Annotated in this window: 15 protein-coding genes and 1 riboswitch; of the genes, 6 read left to right on the top strand and 9 right to left on the bottom strand. The window is 46.4% G+C overall.

Annotated elements, in window-relative coordinates; genetic code table 11:
* Positions 1–322: 322 nt before the first annotated feature.
* Both QUB33_RS08260 and QUB33_RS08255 read left to right on the top strand, forming a co-directional pair.
* Positions 323–3,025: an endonuclease MutS2 gene (locus QUB33_RS08260; protein ID WP_333349382.1), complete on the top strand. Its 2,703-nt coding sequence runs from the start codon at positions 323–325 to the stop codon at positions 3,023–3,025.
* Between the two features lie 159 nt (positions 3,026–3,184).
* Complete coding sequence (locus QUB33_RS08255) at positions 3,185–4,126, top strand: site-specific DNA-methyltransferase (RefSeq protein WP_333349316.1); 942 nt, start codon at positions 3,185–3,187, stop codon at positions 4,124–4,126.
* Here the strand turns inward: QUB33_RS08255 and QUB33_RS08250 are convergent.
* Positions 4,089–4,637, bottom strand: coding sequence for a hypothetical protein (locus QUB33_RS08250; RefSeq protein WP_333349314.1), 549 nt, complete (start codon positions 4,635–4,637; stop codon positions 4,089–4,091). The two genes, QUB33_RS08255 and QUB33_RS08250, sit on opposite strands and share 38 nt — an antisense overlap.
* Positions 4,630–4,842: a helix-turn-helix transcriptional regulator gene (locus QUB33_RS08245; protein WP_333044298.1), complete on the bottom strand. Its 213-nt coding sequence runs from the start codon at positions 4,840–4,842 to the stop codon at positions 4,630–4,632. Before QUB33_RS08245 ends, QUB33_RS08250 begins: the two co-directional genes overlap by 8 nt.
* 384 nt (positions 4,843–5,226) lie before the next feature.
* Here QUB33_RS08245 and QUB33_RS08240 point away from each other — a divergent pair, with 384 nt between their 5' ends.
* Both QUB33_RS08240 and QUB33_RS08235 read left to right on the top strand, forming a co-directional pair.
* A complete protein-coding gene (locus tag QUB33_RS08240; RefSeq protein WP_333179222.1) occupies positions 5,227–5,832 on the top strand; it encodes a DUF3038 domain-containing protein in 606 nt (201 codons plus the stop codon).
* A gap of 80 nt (positions 5,833–5,912) precedes the next feature.
* Complete coding sequence (locus tag QUB33_RS08235) at positions 5,913–7,496, top strand: DUF4335 domain-containing protein (RefSeq protein WP_333349313.1); 1,584 nt, start codon at positions 5,913–5,915, stop codon at positions 7,494–7,496.
* 342 nt (positions 7,497–7,838) lie between these two features.
* Here the strand turns inward: QUB33_RS08235 and QUB33_RS08230 are convergent, their stop codons facing one another.
* From QUB33_RS08230 to QUB33_RS08220, 3 genes are all read right to left on the bottom strand, one after another.
* On the bottom strand, positions 7,839–8,222 hold the full coding sequence (locus QUB33_RS08230) for a VanZ family protein (RefSeq protein ID WP_333349311.1): 384 nt from the start codon (positions 8,220–8,222) through the stop codon (positions 7,839–7,841).
* Positions 8,223–8,343: 121 nt separating this feature from the next.
* The gene (locus QUB33_RS08225) at positions 8,344–9,702 is read right to left on the bottom strand and encodes a DUF3370 domain-containing protein (RefSeq protein ID WP_333349308.1); all 1,359 of its coding nucleotides are present in this window, start codon (positions 9,700–9,702) and stop codon (positions 8,344–8,346) included.
* A 138-nt stretch (positions 9,703–9,840) separates the two neighbouring features.
* Positions 9,841–10,764, bottom strand: a complete 924-nt coding sequence (locus tag QUB33_RS08220) for a nucleoside hydrolase (protein WP_333349306.1) — start codon at positions 10,762–10,764, stop codon at positions 9,841–9,843.
* Between the two features lie 79 nt (positions 10,765–10,843).
* On the opposite strand from QUB33_RS08220, the gene QUB33_RS08215 reads away from it, so the two are divergent.
* Both QUB33_RS08215 and QUB33_RS08210 read left to right on the top strand, forming a co-directional pair.
* Positions 10,844–12,796 carry a S9 family peptidase gene (locus QUB33_RS08215; protein WP_333349304.1) on the top strand — a complete coding sequence of 651 codons (1,953 nt, stop codon included), beginning with the start codon at positions 10,844–10,846 and terminating at the stop codon, positions 12,794–12,796.
* Between the two features lie 227 nt (positions 12,797–13,023).
* A complete protein-coding gene (locus tag QUB33_RS08210) occupies positions 13,024–13,242 on the top strand; it encodes a hypothetical protein (RefSeq protein WP_333349302.1) in 219 nt (72 codons plus the stop codon).
* Positions 13,243–13,457: 215 nt separating this feature from the next.
* Here QUB33_RS08210 and QUB33_RS08205 read toward each other — a convergent pair whose 3' ends face one another.
* From QUB33_RS08205 to ntrB, 4 genes are all read right to left on the bottom strand, one after another.
* Entirely contained in the window at positions 13,458–14,243 is a 786-nt protein-coding gene (locus QUB33_RS08205; RefSeq protein WP_333349300.1) for a universal stress protein, read from the bottom strand.
* A 46-nt stretch (positions 14,244–14,289) separates the two neighbouring features.
* The gene (locus QUB33_RS08200) at positions 14,290–15,129 is read right to left on the bottom strand and encodes a nitrate ABC transporter ATP-binding protein (protein ID WP_333349298.1); all 840 of its coding nucleotides are present in this window, start codon (positions 15,127–15,129) and stop codon (positions 14,290–14,292) included.
* Positions 15,130–15,281: 152 nt separating this feature from the next.
* A complete protein-coding gene (locus QUB33_RS08195) occupies positions 15,282–16,712 on the bottom strand; it encodes an ABC transporter substrate-binding protein (protein WP_333349296.1) in 1,431 nt (476 codons plus the stop codon).
* A gap of 117 nt (positions 16,713–16,829) precedes the next feature.
* Positions 16,830–17,678 (bottom strand): nitrate ABC transporter permease, encoded by an 849-nt coding sequence (gene ntrB, locus QUB33_RS08190; RefSeq protein ID WP_333349294.1) that lies wholly within the window; start codon positions 17,676–17,678, stop codon positions 16,830–16,832.
* 99 nt (positions 17,679–17,777) lie between these two features.
* A riboswitch (cyclic di-AMP (ydaO/yuaA leader) is annotated at positions 17,778–17,990 on the bottom strand.
* Positions 17,991–18,150 lie beyond the last annotated feature (160 nt).

Below are 18,150 nucleotides of genomic sequence, written 5' to 3'. Positions count from 1 at the left end.
GATTTTATATTTTAGACTAAAAAATTGGGAATGACTTACTGTATAATAATAGTTGGGAGCTTGCCTACAGTTGCATATTTTTTGAGGACTGGTATCACGAGAAGGTATAATTTTAGACGGGCAATGCAAAAATGCAAATTTTCTCCTTCGTAATTAATGGTACATCAGAGCTTTCTGCCGAAAGACTGCTGAGGGCGATCGCAGATACTTTCTCAAGTTGCGCCAGGAAACAATAAAAAACTTTAAAATCAATTAATAGTATCGTCAAATTCACCTTCTCGGTCAGCGCCTGAGAATGCCAATTACCAACACCACCTCAACTTTGATTCAAGCCGAAACACTCGAACTATTAGAATGGCCGCGCCTGTGTCAGCACTTGGCTACCTTCGCGGCCACCAAACTCGGCGTCGCCGCCGCTCTCGACCTCGAAATCCCGGCAACTCAAGCTCAAACAGCCGAACTCCTCGCCCAAACTCAGGAAACTTATCAGTTAGAGAGCCGCGCTGGCGGTGCTTTGAGTTTTGAAGGAATCCAAGACATCGGCACTTCCCTGCAGCGAGCCGAACTCCAAGGTTTGCTCAGCGGCGAAGAATTGCTGGCAATTGCTACTACCCTCGCCGGAGCAAGGCAATTGCGCCGGATAATTGACTCTCAGGCAGATGTGCCGACGCTCAAAGAACTGGCAGCCCAATTGCGGACTTATCCGGAACTAGAGCAAGAAATCCATCGCTGTATAGACGATCGCGCTCAAGTAGCAGACAGAGCAACTCCTAAATTAGCAGGAATTAGAGTTCAAATGCGACAGTTGCGCGATCGCATTTATCAAATATTGCAGGGGATTTTGCAGCGCCAATCCAACGCCGTACAAGAACAGCTAATTACCCAAAGAAGCGGACGCTTTGTCATTCCCGTCAAAGCTCCCCAAAAAGATGCCATACCGGGCATCGTTCACGACTCCTCGGCCAGCGGCGCGACACTGTACGTAGAACCCCACAGCACAGTCAATCTTAACAACCAAATGCGGCAGCTGCTCAGGCAAGAACAAGCTGAAGAAGAAGCAGTCCGCCGCGCCCTCACCGAGCAAGTCGCAGCAGTAAAACCCGATTTAGACAGATTGGTGGTTGTAGTTACAACTTTAGATTTAGCGGCCGCTAAAGCGCGTTATAGTTTTTGGTTGCAAGCAAATCCGCCGAAATTTATCGAATTGGGAGAGCCAGAATTAGCACCAAAAAATCCCGAAAAAGAAGATGAGGAAAAAGAAGAAAAAGAAGATGAAGAAAACTCAGAAAACAGTCAATTATTAATTCGCAACCTGCGATCGCAAATTACCCTGCGCCAGTTGCGCCATCCTTTATTAGTTTGGCAGCAACAGCACGAGCAAGGCTTTCCAGTCGTGCCGGTCGATTTAACGATCGGGCCGCACATCCGCGTCGTCGCCATCACTGGCCCCAACACTGGCGGCAAAACTGTTACCCTCAAGACCTTGGGCTTGGCAGCTTTAATGGCGAAAGCAGGAATGTTTGTTGCCGCCCGCGAACCCGTAGAATTGCCTTGGTTCGACAATATTTTGGCCGATATTGGTGACGAACAATCTTTGCAGCAAAGTTTGTCTACTTTCTCCGGCCATATCCGCCGCATCAGCCGCATTTTAGAAGTTTTACAAAATAAATCTCAGGCTGAAGGGGAAGAAAAATCAAACCTGACAATTACTAATTCCCAACAGCAAGACGAAGAAGTCACAGATACACAGAACACTGTTTCTGCTCTCCCAATCCTCAAACCTAAATTACAAATTCCCAAACCCCAAATCCCAATTACCAATTCCCAATTACCAATTCCCAAATCTTTAGTTTTGTTAGACGAAGTAGGAGCGGGGACAGACCCCTCAGAAGGCAGTGCATTGGCGATCGCCCTGTTGCAATACCTCGCCCAACATTCCCTATTAACAGTTGCAACTACCCACTTTGGCGAACTCAAAGCCCTCAAATATCAAGACTCCCGCTTTGAAAATGCCTCAGTAGAATTTGACGACAATTCCATGCAGCCAACCTATCGCTTGCTGTGGGGAATTCCCGGACGTTCCAACGCCCTCACCATTGCCAAAAGACTCGGTTTGCTAGCATCCATAGTCGAAGAAGCTCAAACCTATGTCGGGGGAGCCTCTCAAGATGTTAATCAAGTGATTGCTGGACTCGAAGCACAGCGCCGGAAACAGGAAACCAAGGCCAGAGAAGCAACTCAACTGCTACACCAAACCGAAAAACTGCACAGAGAAGTTTCTCAAAAAGCAGCCGCTTTGCAAGAGCGGGAGCGAGAACTAAAAATAGCTCAGGAAGTGGCAGTAAATGAGGCGATAGGGTCGGCAAAATCAGAAATTGCTCAAATCATTCGTCGCTTGCAGTCGGGCAACCAGACGGCTCAAAATGCTCAACAAGCGACAGATACTTTAAATCAAATTTCTGAAAAACATCTGCCCTCTCGGCAACAACCGGCTAAACCCAAACCGAGTTTTATGCCGAAAGTGGGCGATCGCATCCGCATTCCCAGCTTGGGCCAAACCGCCGAAGTCCTCAGCGGCCCCGACGCTAACGAAGAGTTGAGCGTGCGGTTTGGGATTATGAAAATGACTGTCAAACTAGGAGAAATTGAATCCCTCGACGGTCAAAAACCGGAAACTAAAGCTCAATTAGCCAAGGCGGCCGCCCAAGCACAAGCACTCGCTACGGCTAAAGCTAAGCAAGCAGCGGCGGAACCTGCAAAACCCAATCCCGAAATCGCCATCCGCACTGCTAATAATTCGATCGACCTACGGGGTGCGAGAGTCTCAGACGCAGAAATCGAAATAGACAGAGCTCTTTCCAAAGCCGTGGAATACGGAGTGCTGTGGATAATTCACGGCAAAGGTACGGGACAGTTGCGGCGCGGGGTTCACGAGTTCCTCGCGAATCACCCGCAGGTTTCCCGCTTTGAGCTCGCCAGTCAAAAAGAAGGAGGCGCAGGTGTGACGGTGGTTTATTTGAAATAGTCAGGATTTACGCATTTCCGGTTGACTCGTAATTATATAGTTGTCTGCCGCAAAACAAGTCGCAAGGAACATATCATACTGATGCAACCGGAATGGATACTATACTGCAAATGTGGAATAATTAAGAGTTGCTTTCCCACTTTAGTAACTGCCTGACTAATGAAAAAAACTCCCTCAAATGAAGTTTTGGTTGGCGACTGTCGTGAAGTGATGAAGACATTGCCAGATAATTATATTTCTGCGTGTATCACTGACCCACCTTATAATTATGAATTTATTGGTCATAAATGGGATGACTCAGAAATTCAAAGGCGTATTGAAAGAGTCAATGGCAAGGGAAATAAAACCCTTGTTAAAAACATTCCCTATGGCAGTGGTTTAGCAGGCGGAGTCAGAAACCAAAAATGGTATCAAAGGAATCGCAACAACACTCTGGATTATGAAAAGTGGTGCTTTGAGTGGGGTGAGCAGCTTTTTCGGATCTGCAAACCGGGTGCGACAGTTTTAGTTTTCAACAGCACACGAACGGTTGCTCACGTACAAGTAGCACTTGAAAGTGCTGGTTTTTATGCGAGAGATATTCTTGTTTATAAAAGATCGAGTGGTATTCCTAAAGGTGTCAATATCAAACAACAGTTAGAGAAGAAAGGATATGAAAATTCTGAACAATGGGATGGTTGGCACAGTTGTCTGAGGAACGAATGGGAAGCAATCTGCGTACTTCAAAAACCACTGGTCAATAATTACTTGGAAACTCTACAGGAGTATGGTACTGGTCTATTTTATACTAAAGATCAGTTCGGTGGTTTTCAGTCAAATATTTTAGAAGGTATACAGCGTGAGAAAACCGAGGAGTTTAACGTCCATTGCACAGTTAAACCAATCGCTCTAATGAGAAAGCTGGTCGAAATATTTGTACCGCGTTTGGAAAATTCTATTCTAATCGATCCTTTCGCAGGATCAGGAACCACATTGCTGGCGGCGCAAGAATTTGGCATTAGGTATGTGGGCATTGAAATTGTACCTGACTACATAGAGATTATCAACAAGCGCCTTGATAGTTTCAGCGGTATACAGGGAATTCTCCCACTTTTTCAATAAGAAATGACTTTAAATCAAACCCGCTTATTGTTTTTATGAACTCAAACGAATCCTCCCCAGTGTAAACTTTCCAAGTCCCTACTTGGCACGCTGTAATAGCTGCGGACAAATTATATTGTCTGAGAATTAAAAATACGGGTTCGTAATTATAAGTACGAAGTAGTTGGCCATAAGATTTGAACTTTTTCAGCGTTCCAGAGTCTCCTGAGCCAATACGATATTTTGTATCTATTGCGTACCCATCAACAATTAGATCGCACGGCTCATCGCTTCCAACTTTAAATGCTGGCTGAAAGCTACTGCAATATGTTTTACACGTTTCAGTAACTAACAATTGCCAACACATACCTAACTCACGTCCCCAATATTGCCTATTTTCTTTTTTTATTATTGGAGAAATACCAAACACATCCATTAAAATATCGTGTTCTTCATTCTCTTCTGCATAAATTTTTTCGGTAAATGAGTTTTGGTATCTTGCTAAAATTTGCTCTAGTCTTCTTTCAGTCATCAGCAGTTACCAGTTCAGCTAGACTAACGGATAATGCCTTGGCTATTTTGCTGGCATTAAGTAGCGTTATATTCCTTTCACCTCGTTCAACTGAACCAATATAGGTGCGATGTAATTCCGATAGTTCTGCAAGCTGATCTTGGGAAAGATTTCTGAGCTTTCTGAAATGTCTAACTTTTTTACCAAATTGCTCCGTAATATCCATAGATGGCGCCAGATGAAGCAATGACAACTATAATCTGACAGACTATAAGTAGCGACAGACTATAAGTAGCATTCGAGAGCGCTAGGATATTTGCATTGATATAAGTCCCGATAGTTTCAAAGCACTGATTTGATTTCGGTCACTCTGCGGGGTAGGATGGTTAGAAGTAAAAATCTATGGGTTTTGCGGATTGTGATCGATCGAACTTGAAGCCGCAACTTTTAGCCCGCAACTCCGTCCAGCAGTTAGGATTGCCGGAATCAAAGCAACGAGCTATGGAGACAAATTAACAGATGTGCTGTTGCCCACAGGCCGCAAAGCTGTCATCACTGCATACTGTTTGATATCCTGCCTCAACCTGTCTTAATTTCCCGTGCTGAAGCCATGCGCTCGACCGTAAAGCCCTCCGCTCCCACAAACGAAACGGGCCAATCTCCCAACTGGGAAGAATTGACCCGAAAAGCACCAGAACCTACCCAGTTGGACAACATTAAAGCCCAACTGGATTTAGTGCTGTTAGCCCTAGAAGCACTGGCAGAAATTGGCTCAGAGGCGATGCTCAAGGTAGCAGCCGAACTGAATTTAGAGCCAATGGTAGCCGATCGGGTAGCTTTGTGGCGGCTGCGCCAATCTAACCCGCTGCGGAAAGGCCACGGAGGGCGAAAAAAACTCGATGTGGAAGAAGCTCGATCGCTCGTTTTGATAAGCTGTCATTTGGCAAAACAGCACCAAGCTTTAATCCGCCGCGCTGTTGCTTTGCTCGAACAAATGGCAGAGCAAAACCGCGAACCTCACACAATCGCTTTGCTGGGAGATTATATTGACAGGTTCAGCAACACTTATGGCTCGCGCATGGAAGATGCAGAAAATTTATCGGCCCGAGAACTGAGTGATTTGGCCCTCAAACTCCTGATCGATTTGCTGTTTTACAGCAGTCCCGGCGGCCACCGCCGCCTCTGGCTGGCTCTTCTAGACCGCGCTAAAAATTAAACAACAGTCAACGGTCAACAGTCAACGGTCAACAGTCAACAGTCAACAGTCAACGGTCAACAGTCAACAGACTTTCTGCTATGGTTCTCAAACGGTACACGCCCCCCACTTGCACGCTGGAAATTACAGCCAAAAGTTCGCCTCTATCTCGCTGGGCGGGCCAACCGGTGTTTAAATCTTTAAGTTTCGAGCTGCGACTAGACGACCCCAGGCTGCCAGATACCGAACACGTTACTCTCAGGGGCGATCGAATTCAACTCGAAACCCTCCACGAAGCTGTCAGCAACTACGTCCAAAACTTGCTCGGCGAATCCCGCGATTGGGAAAGCAACCTTAACTCTGAAACCGATCGTACCGCTGCAGGTCCAGACTCGCCAGAAGTCGGCCGTAATGCCGTTATATTCGATCGAGCCGTCCACACTTCCGAACTAGCAACTTCCGCCCCGAACACCTCCTACCTTCCGGTTCCCCCCCGCTTAGAACCCCGCGGCTTGCTCGCCCACAACTTGTTTTTAGGCTCTTTGAGCGCCGCAGAATCCGGGCCGGTAGTAAAATTGAGCACCCTGCAACTGTTTGACTTAGCCACAGCACTAGATGACTGCGCCGCCGAAGTGATGGCGCTTCCCAACCTCAACCGCGAGCCCCGAGGGCCGCTGTCTTCACCCTGGCTTAAGGTGGCAGCCATGATGGTCGCCAGTGCGGGTCTGACGACAGGAATTATCAAAATGCTCGATCGGACCGCCACCTCCCCCCAAACCGCCTCAGCCCCCGCCAATCCACAATTGAGCACCGATCCAGGAAACCCCCAGCTAGCTGCCGGCGTCTCCCCCAGTCCAGTTCCCGCCGTACCGACACCCGCAGCACCAACACCCGCAGCCACACCCGGTTTACCGCCCCTGCCGCCCCCGCCCATCAACACCGCCGCCTCCCCCAGCCCCAGCTTGCCCCCCATCGCCCTCGCCCCAAATCCCCCCAGCAACAAACCCAGCCCCATCCAGCAGCCACCCCTGCTATTTCCCGCCAACGGCAGCGCAGCCAGCCCCCCACAGAGCGCCCCAGCTTTCCCTCAAGGGCAAACAATCACTATTCCCGCCCCCGAAGAACCGCCCATTTCTGCCCGCCAAGCACCCGCACCAGTACCCTACGTGCTGCCCCCCCTACCGCCGAGACTAGCTCCCGCCGTACCGCCCCCCCTGCCGCCCTCCCTGTCTGCTTCCCGATTTCCCGTTCCCCCGCCGCAACCCTCCCCCCGCCCCATCGAGCCGATTGTCCCCCCCGCCAGTACCGAACTCCCGCCCCTTGAGGACGCTCAACCCCCAGCCGAGCCCGAGGACAACAACCAGGCCGCGGCGAGTCAAAAAAACCGCACTTTATTTGATACAATTCCTCAAGTTTCAGAAGCTAGAACTTACTTTGAGGAACGCTGGAAACCTCCAGAAGGAATGGAACAAACTTTGGAATACAGCGTGCTGATCGATGAAAATGGGTCAGTTCAAACTATTGTGCCGATGGGAAAAGCAGCAGCCGATTATATCGAGCAAATTAATATGCCATTAGTCGGCGAGCCGTTTGTTTCTGCCGTTTCTAATGGCAAAAACCCGAAAATTCGAGTTGTTTTGCGACCGAACGGTCGAGTACAAACCTTTTTGGAAGAAAGTGATTAAACGCTCTCAAACACATGGTCGAGAGGGGAAATCCCGGTTAATTGCTAATCTTAAACAAGTTCAAAAAAAAATCAAATTTTAACTGCGGTCGCAGCAGCCAGCGTATTGACAGTTGCTCCAGTTTAGGCTGCAAATATCTCTTTACCAGTGCGGGCAGAGTCACCATTGACAAAAGTTGATGACACTCGTCAATCAGTTCGCATGGCGAACCATACAAACTTCCTTCTTCCTTCTTCCTGACATCCGTACATCCTCAGAAAGCGAATCCGTTGCCGAACTTCCTTCTTCCTGACATCCGTTACATCCGTTAGAGAATCCGTTGCCGAACTTCCTTCTGTATCATCAATGCCCTTTTCTTCTATCCCAAACTTCTCCAATCCAATAAAAAACTGCAATCCCGCCAAAACTAAATAAAAAATCTTCAATACTAGCGCTACGATTTGGTAAAATCGCTTGCAGAATTTCTTCCGCAGCAGTGAACAGGGTAAAAATTGCCGGTCCGAAAGGAATTGAATAATTAAACAAATTCATCTTTTTTTTGCCAGTTGCTCTATGGCACAGAAAAGATGCTATTCCGTACAAAATAAAGTGGCCGAGTTTGTCATAAGGCGGATGAGCGAGAGGAAAGTTGACTAAGTTCCCCGTATCTGCTAAAAGCATGATACTCAGAAGAATTAAAACGTACACAAAACAAGCAATAATCCAGAATTTTTTTGATAAGTTCATCTTTTTTTTGCCGATAGCAACTAGGGACAAATCAATTCCGCGCAGCGCAAAAATAAAAAAAATCTGGTTAATTACCCATTGTCTTTGTAGGCGTCTGCCTACCCCTAGCAGCCTCTAAAATTTAATTTGTTTTCACTGTCAAAACTTGTGGCGGCGACGAATCGGGCGGATAAATAAAATCCACTTCTACAAGTCGCTTTTCTCCTGATTTCATCTCTAATTTTACCAAAGGTTCCCCCTGCTGTCCGCGCCGCTGCACTAAATGCACGTAGCGAGTTTGAGGCACTTTATTGTCATCAGTATACCGCACTCTGACCGTTCCCCTAAAAAAAGTTTGAGGTGCCGGAGGTTCTAAAAAATTAAGTCCTCCTGAAGTTAATTTGTCTGTCTTAATTGGAGTTTGAATTGCGACAGTTACAGTTTGATTTTTGCTGGTAGAATTGTACAGCGGCAAGCTGAGACTGTATTTAATTCCGTAATTGCCGTGGGCGCGGTATGCTGTATCTGGGTAGCGGACTAACATTCTCGCACTTTGCACTTGATTTGTGCCCAGCATTCCGCGCGGGAGGGTGCTTAATGGGTAGGAAAATGCTGTTCCGGGTTGGGGAATTGCTAGGTTTGATGTAGCGGGGTTGTCTGAGAGAAGTGCTCGCCATTCTGAACCTAATGCTACACCGGCAACTCTGCCGTAAATGAGTTGACCTTCGGTGATTTCTGGCGGTGTGGGAGATCGATCGCGCGGCCCGGCTATATTACCATTGTCTAATAAGTTTTGCCATTCTGCTAAGTTGGGCGATCGCTCGTTTCCCTGTCCGTTTCCCTCTGGGTCAACTCGGGCAAACATCGCCAGACTGGCAACATAGACTATACCATCGCTCCGCAACCGCATCAAGGTCGATCGACCGTTTAGCGGCGGTACCAATCCCCGCACCGGTATCGGATGATTCATCAACAGTTGGCTTTTTCCCGGTGGAATAATTAACCCAGGCTCAAAGTCAGACTGTCTCCTTCCTCTCAAAATATCATTCACAGCGCGGCTTCCCGGCCCCGCGTAAATATTGCTGTTTGAATTATCGACTTGCGGCGGCAATTCAATAAAAGGTGCATCGGGTTGACTGAGATAACTCGCAGCTTGCAATATATCTAATGTTACGGGTTTATTGCCCGGATTGTAAACAATTATTCCTTGATACAAGCTTCGCAAATCTTCCGGCGAAGGTGCGCGGGCTATGTGGTGGGCAAAAATGTCGAAACGTCCTTGAAACGGAAAGTTTAAATGTGCCGCCGGAAATCTTTTACCATCCGGGGGAAATGTCGAAAGTAAAATTCCTTCTTGCAGCACTACTTCGGGACTGTTGCTGTTAAATACTGGTATGTTGTCTAACTCTCCGGGGAGAGGTCGCACTTCTTGGATTTGGAGGATTTCTTGAGGTGCGGGAGGGGTTTGGGCTAAGGGGATAATTGATAGAATTGGCAGCATTTTTGAGAGGAGTTTTTTTTTACCGCAGAGGGCGCAGAGGGCGCAGAGGAAGAGAGGGAAGAGAAGCGCCCGTAAATATTCGCGTCAGGGCGGGTTTTGTACTGAGAATTTGCTCACTTCTAGCCGATATTGTGTTTTTTACCTCGCCCACTGTTCTAATATGTAGTTGTAAAATTTGGCTGTGTCTACTTTATCCATTGCTTGAATTTTTCGCCCTCCCGTTTTAACTTTTGTGCGTCCTTGGCTGATGCCTTGGGTAATAATTTCTGTTTCCCATTCTCGCAGTTGGTAAAATTCGGGATGCGCTAAATAAGCGGTTGCCAAAATGTCCCAAAAATAGTAATCTTGAGATATTGCTAGGGCATAACACTGTCCTGCTAAGTCGGAAATAGGATATTGGCGCTGTCTTGCTAAGAGATTGGAAAATTCTACAGTCAGCGGTACATTATTAGTGATATCTAAAGGACACATGACAACGGGAATTTGGGTTTGCCAAATTCTATCGATTGCTATCGGGTCCCAGTAAGCATTCCATTCCGCCGACATATCTTGTCCGGGTTCCATATCTTTGCTAACATTGCCGATAACATTGAGGGCGCCTCCCATCCAAACAATTTCTTGAATTTTGCTTTCAATTTCTGGGGCGATATCTAAAGCTTGCGCTACTGTTGTTAACGGCCCTGTTACCATTAATGTGACTGGTTCGGCTGCATCTTGCAAAACTCGTACCATAAAGTTTTGTCCGGGTTCGGATATTAACGGCGTGTCAATGGTTCCTTTTTCATTTAGAATGGGAAGTCGATCGACTGCAAAGGAATCTCGCCGAAATAACACCGGAAATGGGTTGAGTCCCCGCACCGTACTCGCCGCAACCGGAACTTCTGAACGCCCCATCAAATCGAGGATTTTGCGCGTAGCACTCACGGCCGGTTGAATGTAGCAGTCCGCAGGAGTTACAATTACTCCCAGAGTTTCGACTTCCTCCATTGTCATCAGCAACACGACTGAGAGATAGTCGTCAACTGCACCGTCGTGATCCATGAGTACGAGTTTTTTGGACATTTTGCTTCCCCGGTGACTGAATTAGTGTAAAGTACAAATATAAATTTATTTGTGCGTCAAACACAACTGGCTAAACTATATGAATACAGTATCACCTTACGGCTCTTGGAAATCGCCTATTTCTTCCGATTTAATTGTTTCTGGAACTGTCGGACTCGGACAAATTGCTATTGACGGCGATGATATTTATTGGGTTGAGGGAAGGCCTTCGGAAGCGGGAAGAAGCGTCCTCGTGCGGCGCACTCCTGACGGTACAATCAACGACGTGACACCGCATCCTTTTAATGTTCGCACTCGCGTTAACGAATACGGCGGCGCTTCCTTTGCAGTTGCTGGCGGTGTTGTCTATTTTTCTCATTTTGCCGACCAACGTATTTATTCTCAAGCATTAGATTCTCAACCCCAATCTCTGACACCTGCTGCTAATTATCGTTATGCAGATGTTATAATTGACAAGCAAAGAAATCGTCTGATTTGCGTGCGCGAAGACCATGCAGGCGAGGGCGAACCTGTCAATACTATTGTTAGCATTAATTTAGATAACGGCGAAGATATTCAAATCTTAACTCAGGGCAATGACTTTTATGCTTCCCCTCGTTTGAGTCCAGACGGTTCTCTACTTTCCTGGATTTGTTGGAACCATCCAAATATGCCGTGGGATGGCACAGAATTGTGGGTAGCAGAAATTAATGCTGACGGTTCTTTAGGTGAAAAATACTTAGTTGCTGGCGGGGTTGAGGAGTCGATTTTTCAACCGGAATGGTCGCCCGATGGAGTTGTGTATTTTATTTCTGACAAGTCTAACTGGTGGAATTTTTATAGAACCGTCAATCCCCGCTTGCCGAGGGAACAGCAAGAGGTCGAACCTCTGTGCGAAATGGCGGCTGAATTCGGACTTCCCCAGTGGGTTTTTGGAATGTCTACTTATGCCGTTGTCTCGGAAAGCAAAATTATTTGCACCTACACTCAGCAAGGCTTGTGGTATTTAGCGAGTCTGGATTTAACGACAAAGCATTTGACAACTCTTGAGACGCCTTACACTGATATTTCGTCGGTCAAAGCGCAGGGACAAATAGTTGTTTTTCTGGCAGGTTCGCCGACTGAATCTACTGCTATTGTCCAATTAAATTTAGCAACAAACCAACTAGAGATATTGCGAAAATCGAGCAATCTAAGCATCGATTCTGGTTATCTTTCTGTACCGGAACCGATTGAATTTCCCACGGAAAATAATTTAACTGCTTTCGGTTTCTTCTATCCTCCGAAAAATCAAGATTTCGCAGCGCCTGCGGGTGAAAAACCGCCGCTTGTCGTCAAAAGTCACGGTGGCCCAACTGCTGCTACTTCTAGCAGCATGAATTTGAAAATTCAATATTGGACGAGTCGCGGTTTTGCCGTACTCGATGTTAATTACGCTGGCAGCACTGGTTACGGCCGAGAATACAGAAAAAGACTGCAAGATAGTTGGGGAATTGTCGATGTTGACGACTGCGCTAACGGTGCTAAATATTTAGCTCAAAAGGGTTTAGTTGATGGCGAAAGAATGGCGATCGCCGGAGGCAGTGCAGGGGGGTACACTACTCTGTGCGCTCTTACTTTCCGCGATGTGTTTAAGGCCGGTGCGAGCTATTATGGAGTTAGCGATTTGGAAGCTTTGGCCACGGATACTCACAAATTTGAAGCGCGCTATCTGGATGGATTGATCGGCCCTTATCCTGAAAGAAAAGATTTGTATGTAGCTCGGTCGCCGATTCATTCCGCCGAACGTTTATCTTGTCCCGTTATCTTTTTTCAAGGATTAGAAGATAAAGTGGTTCCGCCTAATCAAGCGGAAATGATGGTAGAGATATTGAAAGCTAAAGGTTTGCCGGTTGCTTATGTTGCTTATGAAGGGGAACACCACGGTTTTCGCCGCGCTGAAAATATTAAAAGAACTCTTGACGGCGAATTCTATTTCTATTCCCGGGTGTTTAAGTTTGAGTTGGCTGAACCTGTGGAGGAAGTGGTGATTTTCAATCTTGAGAAAACATGAAGTTTGCAGTTGCTCGGTCTTCCCTAAAACGCACCTGCAAGCTTTATCATAATTCGCAAATTTTAAATGTGATTTACTTCACAAATTTGCCTGTTTCCTATCACAAATTTTGCTGTTTATTGTCACACTTTGAAAGGCAATAGAACTCTAAATTTTTATAGTGCGATCGCCTTTTGTTACCGCAAAAACGCCCGATCGCGCGATCGTCGAGTAGAGAGTCAATTACTATGCAAACTCCTGTCCACCTGATTCCATCTGCTTTGGGCGAGCTGTTTGCCGAAGTGAATCAAAATGGCTACATTACTATAGCCGATAGGTATGGTTTGATGGCTGCTATTTTTGACGAAAATTTGACTGAGGAAGACAAACGCTCGATCGATCGGCTGCTGCGCTCTGTGTGCCGGGGAAGGATAAAATTAGTTAACGAACTGTCTACGATCAGATAAGTGCCGATAATTTTCCTTGACGATAATTTTTAAAATCTCCACAATCAAAAAAAGTCCTAATTGTCTCATAATTAGGACTTCGAGCGAGGAAACCATTTTTAATTTTTAATTGATATAGAACTTACGCAAAAAAAGGTTGGGCGCGCGAATTATAGTCGTAGGGTGCGCCTAGCGCACCTTACATAATTAGATTCTGACCCAACGAGTGAACAAGTTTAACGTGCAGGTATAGTTGTCGCCAACTGTAACTTGCTCAAACTTTCTTCAGGCGGAACATCCATGTGATAGCTGAGTGCCGAAGGAATCCCGAGTACGCAGCAGGGAAAATTATTGCCTAGTTCCCTAACCAGCCGATGGTTGCCAGAACCACAGCCCAAGAACAGTAAATTTGCTGATTCTAATTCAACCACCTTTCTCAGTTCTGTAGCAACCCGCCCGATGCGTAAATGAGCTTTGAATAAGCCGCGCCACTCCTCAGCCAAACAGCGCGCTTGCCACAGCAACTTATCTGCTACCTCGTACTCATTATTTTGACCATAAATTGCTTGGAAATAATGCGGATCGAGCCAAGTTTTTTCCTGGGATACCGATGGGATTTCGGTTGGTAAAGCGAGCGCAGGCGCGGCACAACTAAGGGCGAATGTTTCCTCTAAATCAGACACTTTCTGCTGTGCAGCCAAGGCATTTGCTACAGCCAATTTGCAAGTATCTTCGCGGTAAGTTTTTGGCGATTCGTCGATCACGTAGACGACTTGAACCGTGACTTCTTTAGTTGTTACTAAACGAGTTTGATGCGCCATCCAAAGGGTAATATCCAGAGCTATTTGACTTTGGGGAGAACTGTTGTAACCGACAATAAAATTGATAGTTTTTGCCTGTTTTGGGGATTTGGATTTCTTAGAAACTGGTAAGGTTGGCTCCGGCAGCAACACCATTTCTTCTGCTAAATTTTGGTATCCCAATGCACTTTCAAAACGCGCTAACATTGTTTTGAGATTCACAGGCTTAACCTCTCTTAAGTAAATTGTTATGTCGATCCGTCGGGTGTTATTCGTCTTGAGTAAAGTAGCGATCGAGAAAATTCAAAGCATAGTTGCGGATGTCGTAATACTCCTTCGATTCCCGCAACTCTTGGCGATCGCGCGGGCGCGCAAACGGCACTGACAAAATCTCCCCTATTGTCGCCGCCGGGCCGTTTGTCATCAGCACAATGCGATCGGACATATAGATAGCTTCATCCACATCGTGAGTAATCATCATTGCAGCTTGTCTGTGATTTTCCCAAATATCCAGCACTTGTTTCTGCAACTTGCCGCGAGTTAGAGCATCCAGTGCTCCAAACGGTTCGTCCATTAATAACATTTTTGGTCGAATCGCCAAAGCTCGCGCAATTCCTACTCGCTGTTTCATGCCCCCTGAAATCTCGTCTGGATATTTATCGGCTGCCGATGTTAAGTTTACCATTGCTAGATGTTCGTTGACAAGACTAATCTTCTCCGGGCGGCTAAGACTTCGCAAAACTTCATCAACTGCCAGCCGAATATTTTCCCGCACCGTCAGCCAAGGCAGCAATCCATAGTGCTGAAATACCATCATGCGATCGGCTCCCGGTTTGCGAATTTCTTTTCCTTCCAGTGTCACCATTCCCGCGCTCTGTTTTTCCAAACCGGCAACTATTTTTAGCAGCGTTGATTTGCCGCAACCCGAGTGACCGATTACCGAAATATATTCGTTTTCTCCAATACTTAAATTGATATTTTCCAAAACGCTAAATTCGCTACCGTCAGCAGTTTTATACGACTTGAACAAGTTGTTAATTTCCAGAAATTCAGGGTGATTCTGGACTTGGCTGCTGGCTTCGATAGAAGTAGAAAAGTATTGAGTCACGGTATTCTCCTAAAAAGTAGTAAAGTGTTAATTTGATTTCCTTCCGGTTTCGTAATTTCTAAAATATTTTAGTCTGTTTCAACCGACTTTAGCTATTAGCCAGGGACTTATGTCCCTGGGGGGACGGTCGGAAAAGCGCAAGATGTCAAACATTAAGACTGAAAAAAAGACTGAGGGCGGTTGGCTCGAATTTCAAAACTATTCAAATAACCCACCGGATCGCTAGGATCAAATGCCTTTTTATCAATAAAAAGTTCCGCAGGTTCCACTTGGTAATCCTCCTGGGGACAATCGATCCCCATTTCGGCAACAATCTTGCGGTAAAGGTCGGTTCTCCAAGCTTTTTTAGCTAATTCCTCAGCATTTTTTGGCACCTCCTTAATCTGTCCCCAGCGAGCGGCTTGAGTCATCAACCAAATACTCTGAGACTGCCACATAAATGTTGAATGATTTCCGGGTATTTGAGGCAAATTCTTAGGAATGTCATAGAAAATAGTTGCATCTTCCGATTGTATGGTGCGATCTTTTTCGTCAAACCCTCCATAGTTGTAGTCGCCAACTATTGCCGGTCGCGTAAATTTGTCGATCGCCCCTTTTTTCGGTCTCGCCCCCGTAAACGATCGCTCTGTCAGCAGCGCCGATATTTCATTGCGATTTTCCGGGTTGCTGCAATACTGACAAGCTTCCACCATTGCCTTAACCAGCGAGTAATAAGTTTTGGGATTTTCCTCAATGAATGATTCCATTACTCCCAAAAGGCGATCGGGATGTCCCAGCCAAACTTCCTTGCCTTGCACGAAGGTAAAACCCACTCCCAAATTGCCTTGAATTGCCCGCGTATTCCAAGGTTCTGCCACCATGTAAGCCTGCATGGCGCCAATCCTGATGTTGGTTACCATCTGCGGCGGCGGCACAATAATTACCCGAAATTCTTTGAACGGATCGACACCGGCAGCCGCCGATATGTAGCGGACAAAGTATTCGTAAATCGCAGAACTCAGAACCACTGCCCAAACCCTGTTTTCCGACGGCTGACTGTCAAAAAAGGCTCGAAATTGTTTGCCAAATTCTTCTAAATTGCCGTTGTATTCGTGCCACGGGCGCAAACCGGAATCCCACATAGCTTTGTTCATCGTCATGGCGTTGCCGTGGCGGTGAATTGTCATTGCCGCACACAGGGGTGCGTGGCGCGCTCCTTCGGCGCCAACTCGGGCGTTTGTGACGGCGCCGGATACTACTGGGGAGGCGTCGAGGCGGCCGAAGATTACGCCGTCGCGGGAGGTTGCCCAGCTTGCTTCGCGGTTTAGTTGGACGTTTAAACCGTATTTGCGGAAAAAGCCTTTTTTCCAGGCGATCGCAAATGGTGCACAATCGTTAACGGGCACGTATCCTACGGTTAAATTTGGTTTTTCTAAGGTTCGGGAATCGACAACCGGCTTTACGGCTAAGGCTTCTTCTGTCAGTCCTTTTGCCGATCGATCCGCGCTAATTGCACAACCAGATAAAGCCATTCCCGCCGCCGCCGCTACCATTCCTTGCAAAAACTCTCGGCGGTTCCATTCATTGGAAAACTTGTCACTCATATTTAATTGGACTAATGACTTTTAAATGTTGACTGTTGACTGTTGACTGTTGACTGTTAACTGTTGACTGTTGGCAACAGACAACTGCTTTCCAAACAACTGCCAACTGACTAATGACTAATGATTAATGATTGATCGATGCGTTACCAATTCCTGAACTTTGTCAACAGCAGCGTCGAGCAACAATCCAGTTATGCCAATTACCAACACCGCTAAAAATACCGAACTCAGATTCAAACGGCTCCACTCATCCCACACAAAAAAGCCAATTCCCACACCGCCTGTCAGCATTTCCACCGCCACAATCACCAGCCAAGCAATGCCCAAACTAATCCGCAAACCTGTAAAAATGTATGGCAAACTCGCCGGCCAAATTATTTTGGTAATCCGCCTCCAGCGGGGCATTTCCAACACTTGCGCCACATCCAGATAATCCTGGGAAACGCTAGAAACTCCCAACGCTGTATTGATAATTGTCGGCCACAAAGACGTGATGAATATGACAAAAATTGCCGACGGCTCTGCTAAATTAAAAATGGATAGAGCTATCGGCAGCCACGCTAGCGGCGACACCGGTTTGAAGATTTGAATCAGCGGATTGAGGGCCATCATTGCCGGTTTCGACATCCCGATCGTAAATCCCACGGGAATCGCAACTGCTGCACCCAGAAAAAATCCCACCAACACCCGTCGCAAACTCGCTAGCAGCAGCCAGCCAATGCCTAAATCTCCAGGGCCGCGCTGGTAAAATGGATGCAATATGTAATCTAAATTAGCTATAAACGCCTGATACGGAGTGGGAATCAAATCGCTTTTGAAGCTGGCAACAATCCACCACAAGCCAAGAATTCCCAAAAAACCCGCAGCAGGTAACAAAACAGCATCTCGGATGACAACGGGTTTGACGCGCTTCCACGTTGCAACTCCTGCAAGTGCGATCGCAGATAAATTAAGCTGTATGAACATTTCAATCTCCTTCAGAGTCAGGGCAGGTACAATAATCTTGAACAATACCAACCTGAGACACTGACGAAGCCAAACTATCTTTTTCAGCAATTTGGCTTTTCAGTCTCTTCTCAATGCCTGCGAAGTTAGCTGACGGGCTAGGACTGAGAGATGTCCTTCTCTAAAGATTTCAAAATCAAAAACTACACTCAAATTTGGCAATTTTTAACTTGGCTTTTTAATTCTGTAGAAATTAGCCCCGAAAATTGGTTCCTCCGCTCCAGCCACACGCTGGGTTTGATCGCGCAGTGCTGGATTAGGCTTGACTTTTTAAGCCAATTTAAATTAAGCTAGCACGAGCATTTCATTTTGTCAATATGTCTTTAGGAGTAGCACTTGGCGATCGGCAAAGCTCAAAAGTTGAAAGAAAATTCAAAAAGTGAAGTATTAAACTAATCTAGAGATATAAAATGCGATCGCTTACTTGATTTAT

This window comes from Microcoleus sp. B3-A4, from assembly GCF_036705385.1.
Taxonomy (GTDB): Bacteria; Cyanobacteriota; Cyanobacteriia; order Cyanobacteriales; family Microcoleaceae; genus Microcoleus.
The sequence above is the reverse complement of the archived record's forward strand: the minus strand, read 5'-3'. Positions and strand labels throughout refer to the sequence as shown.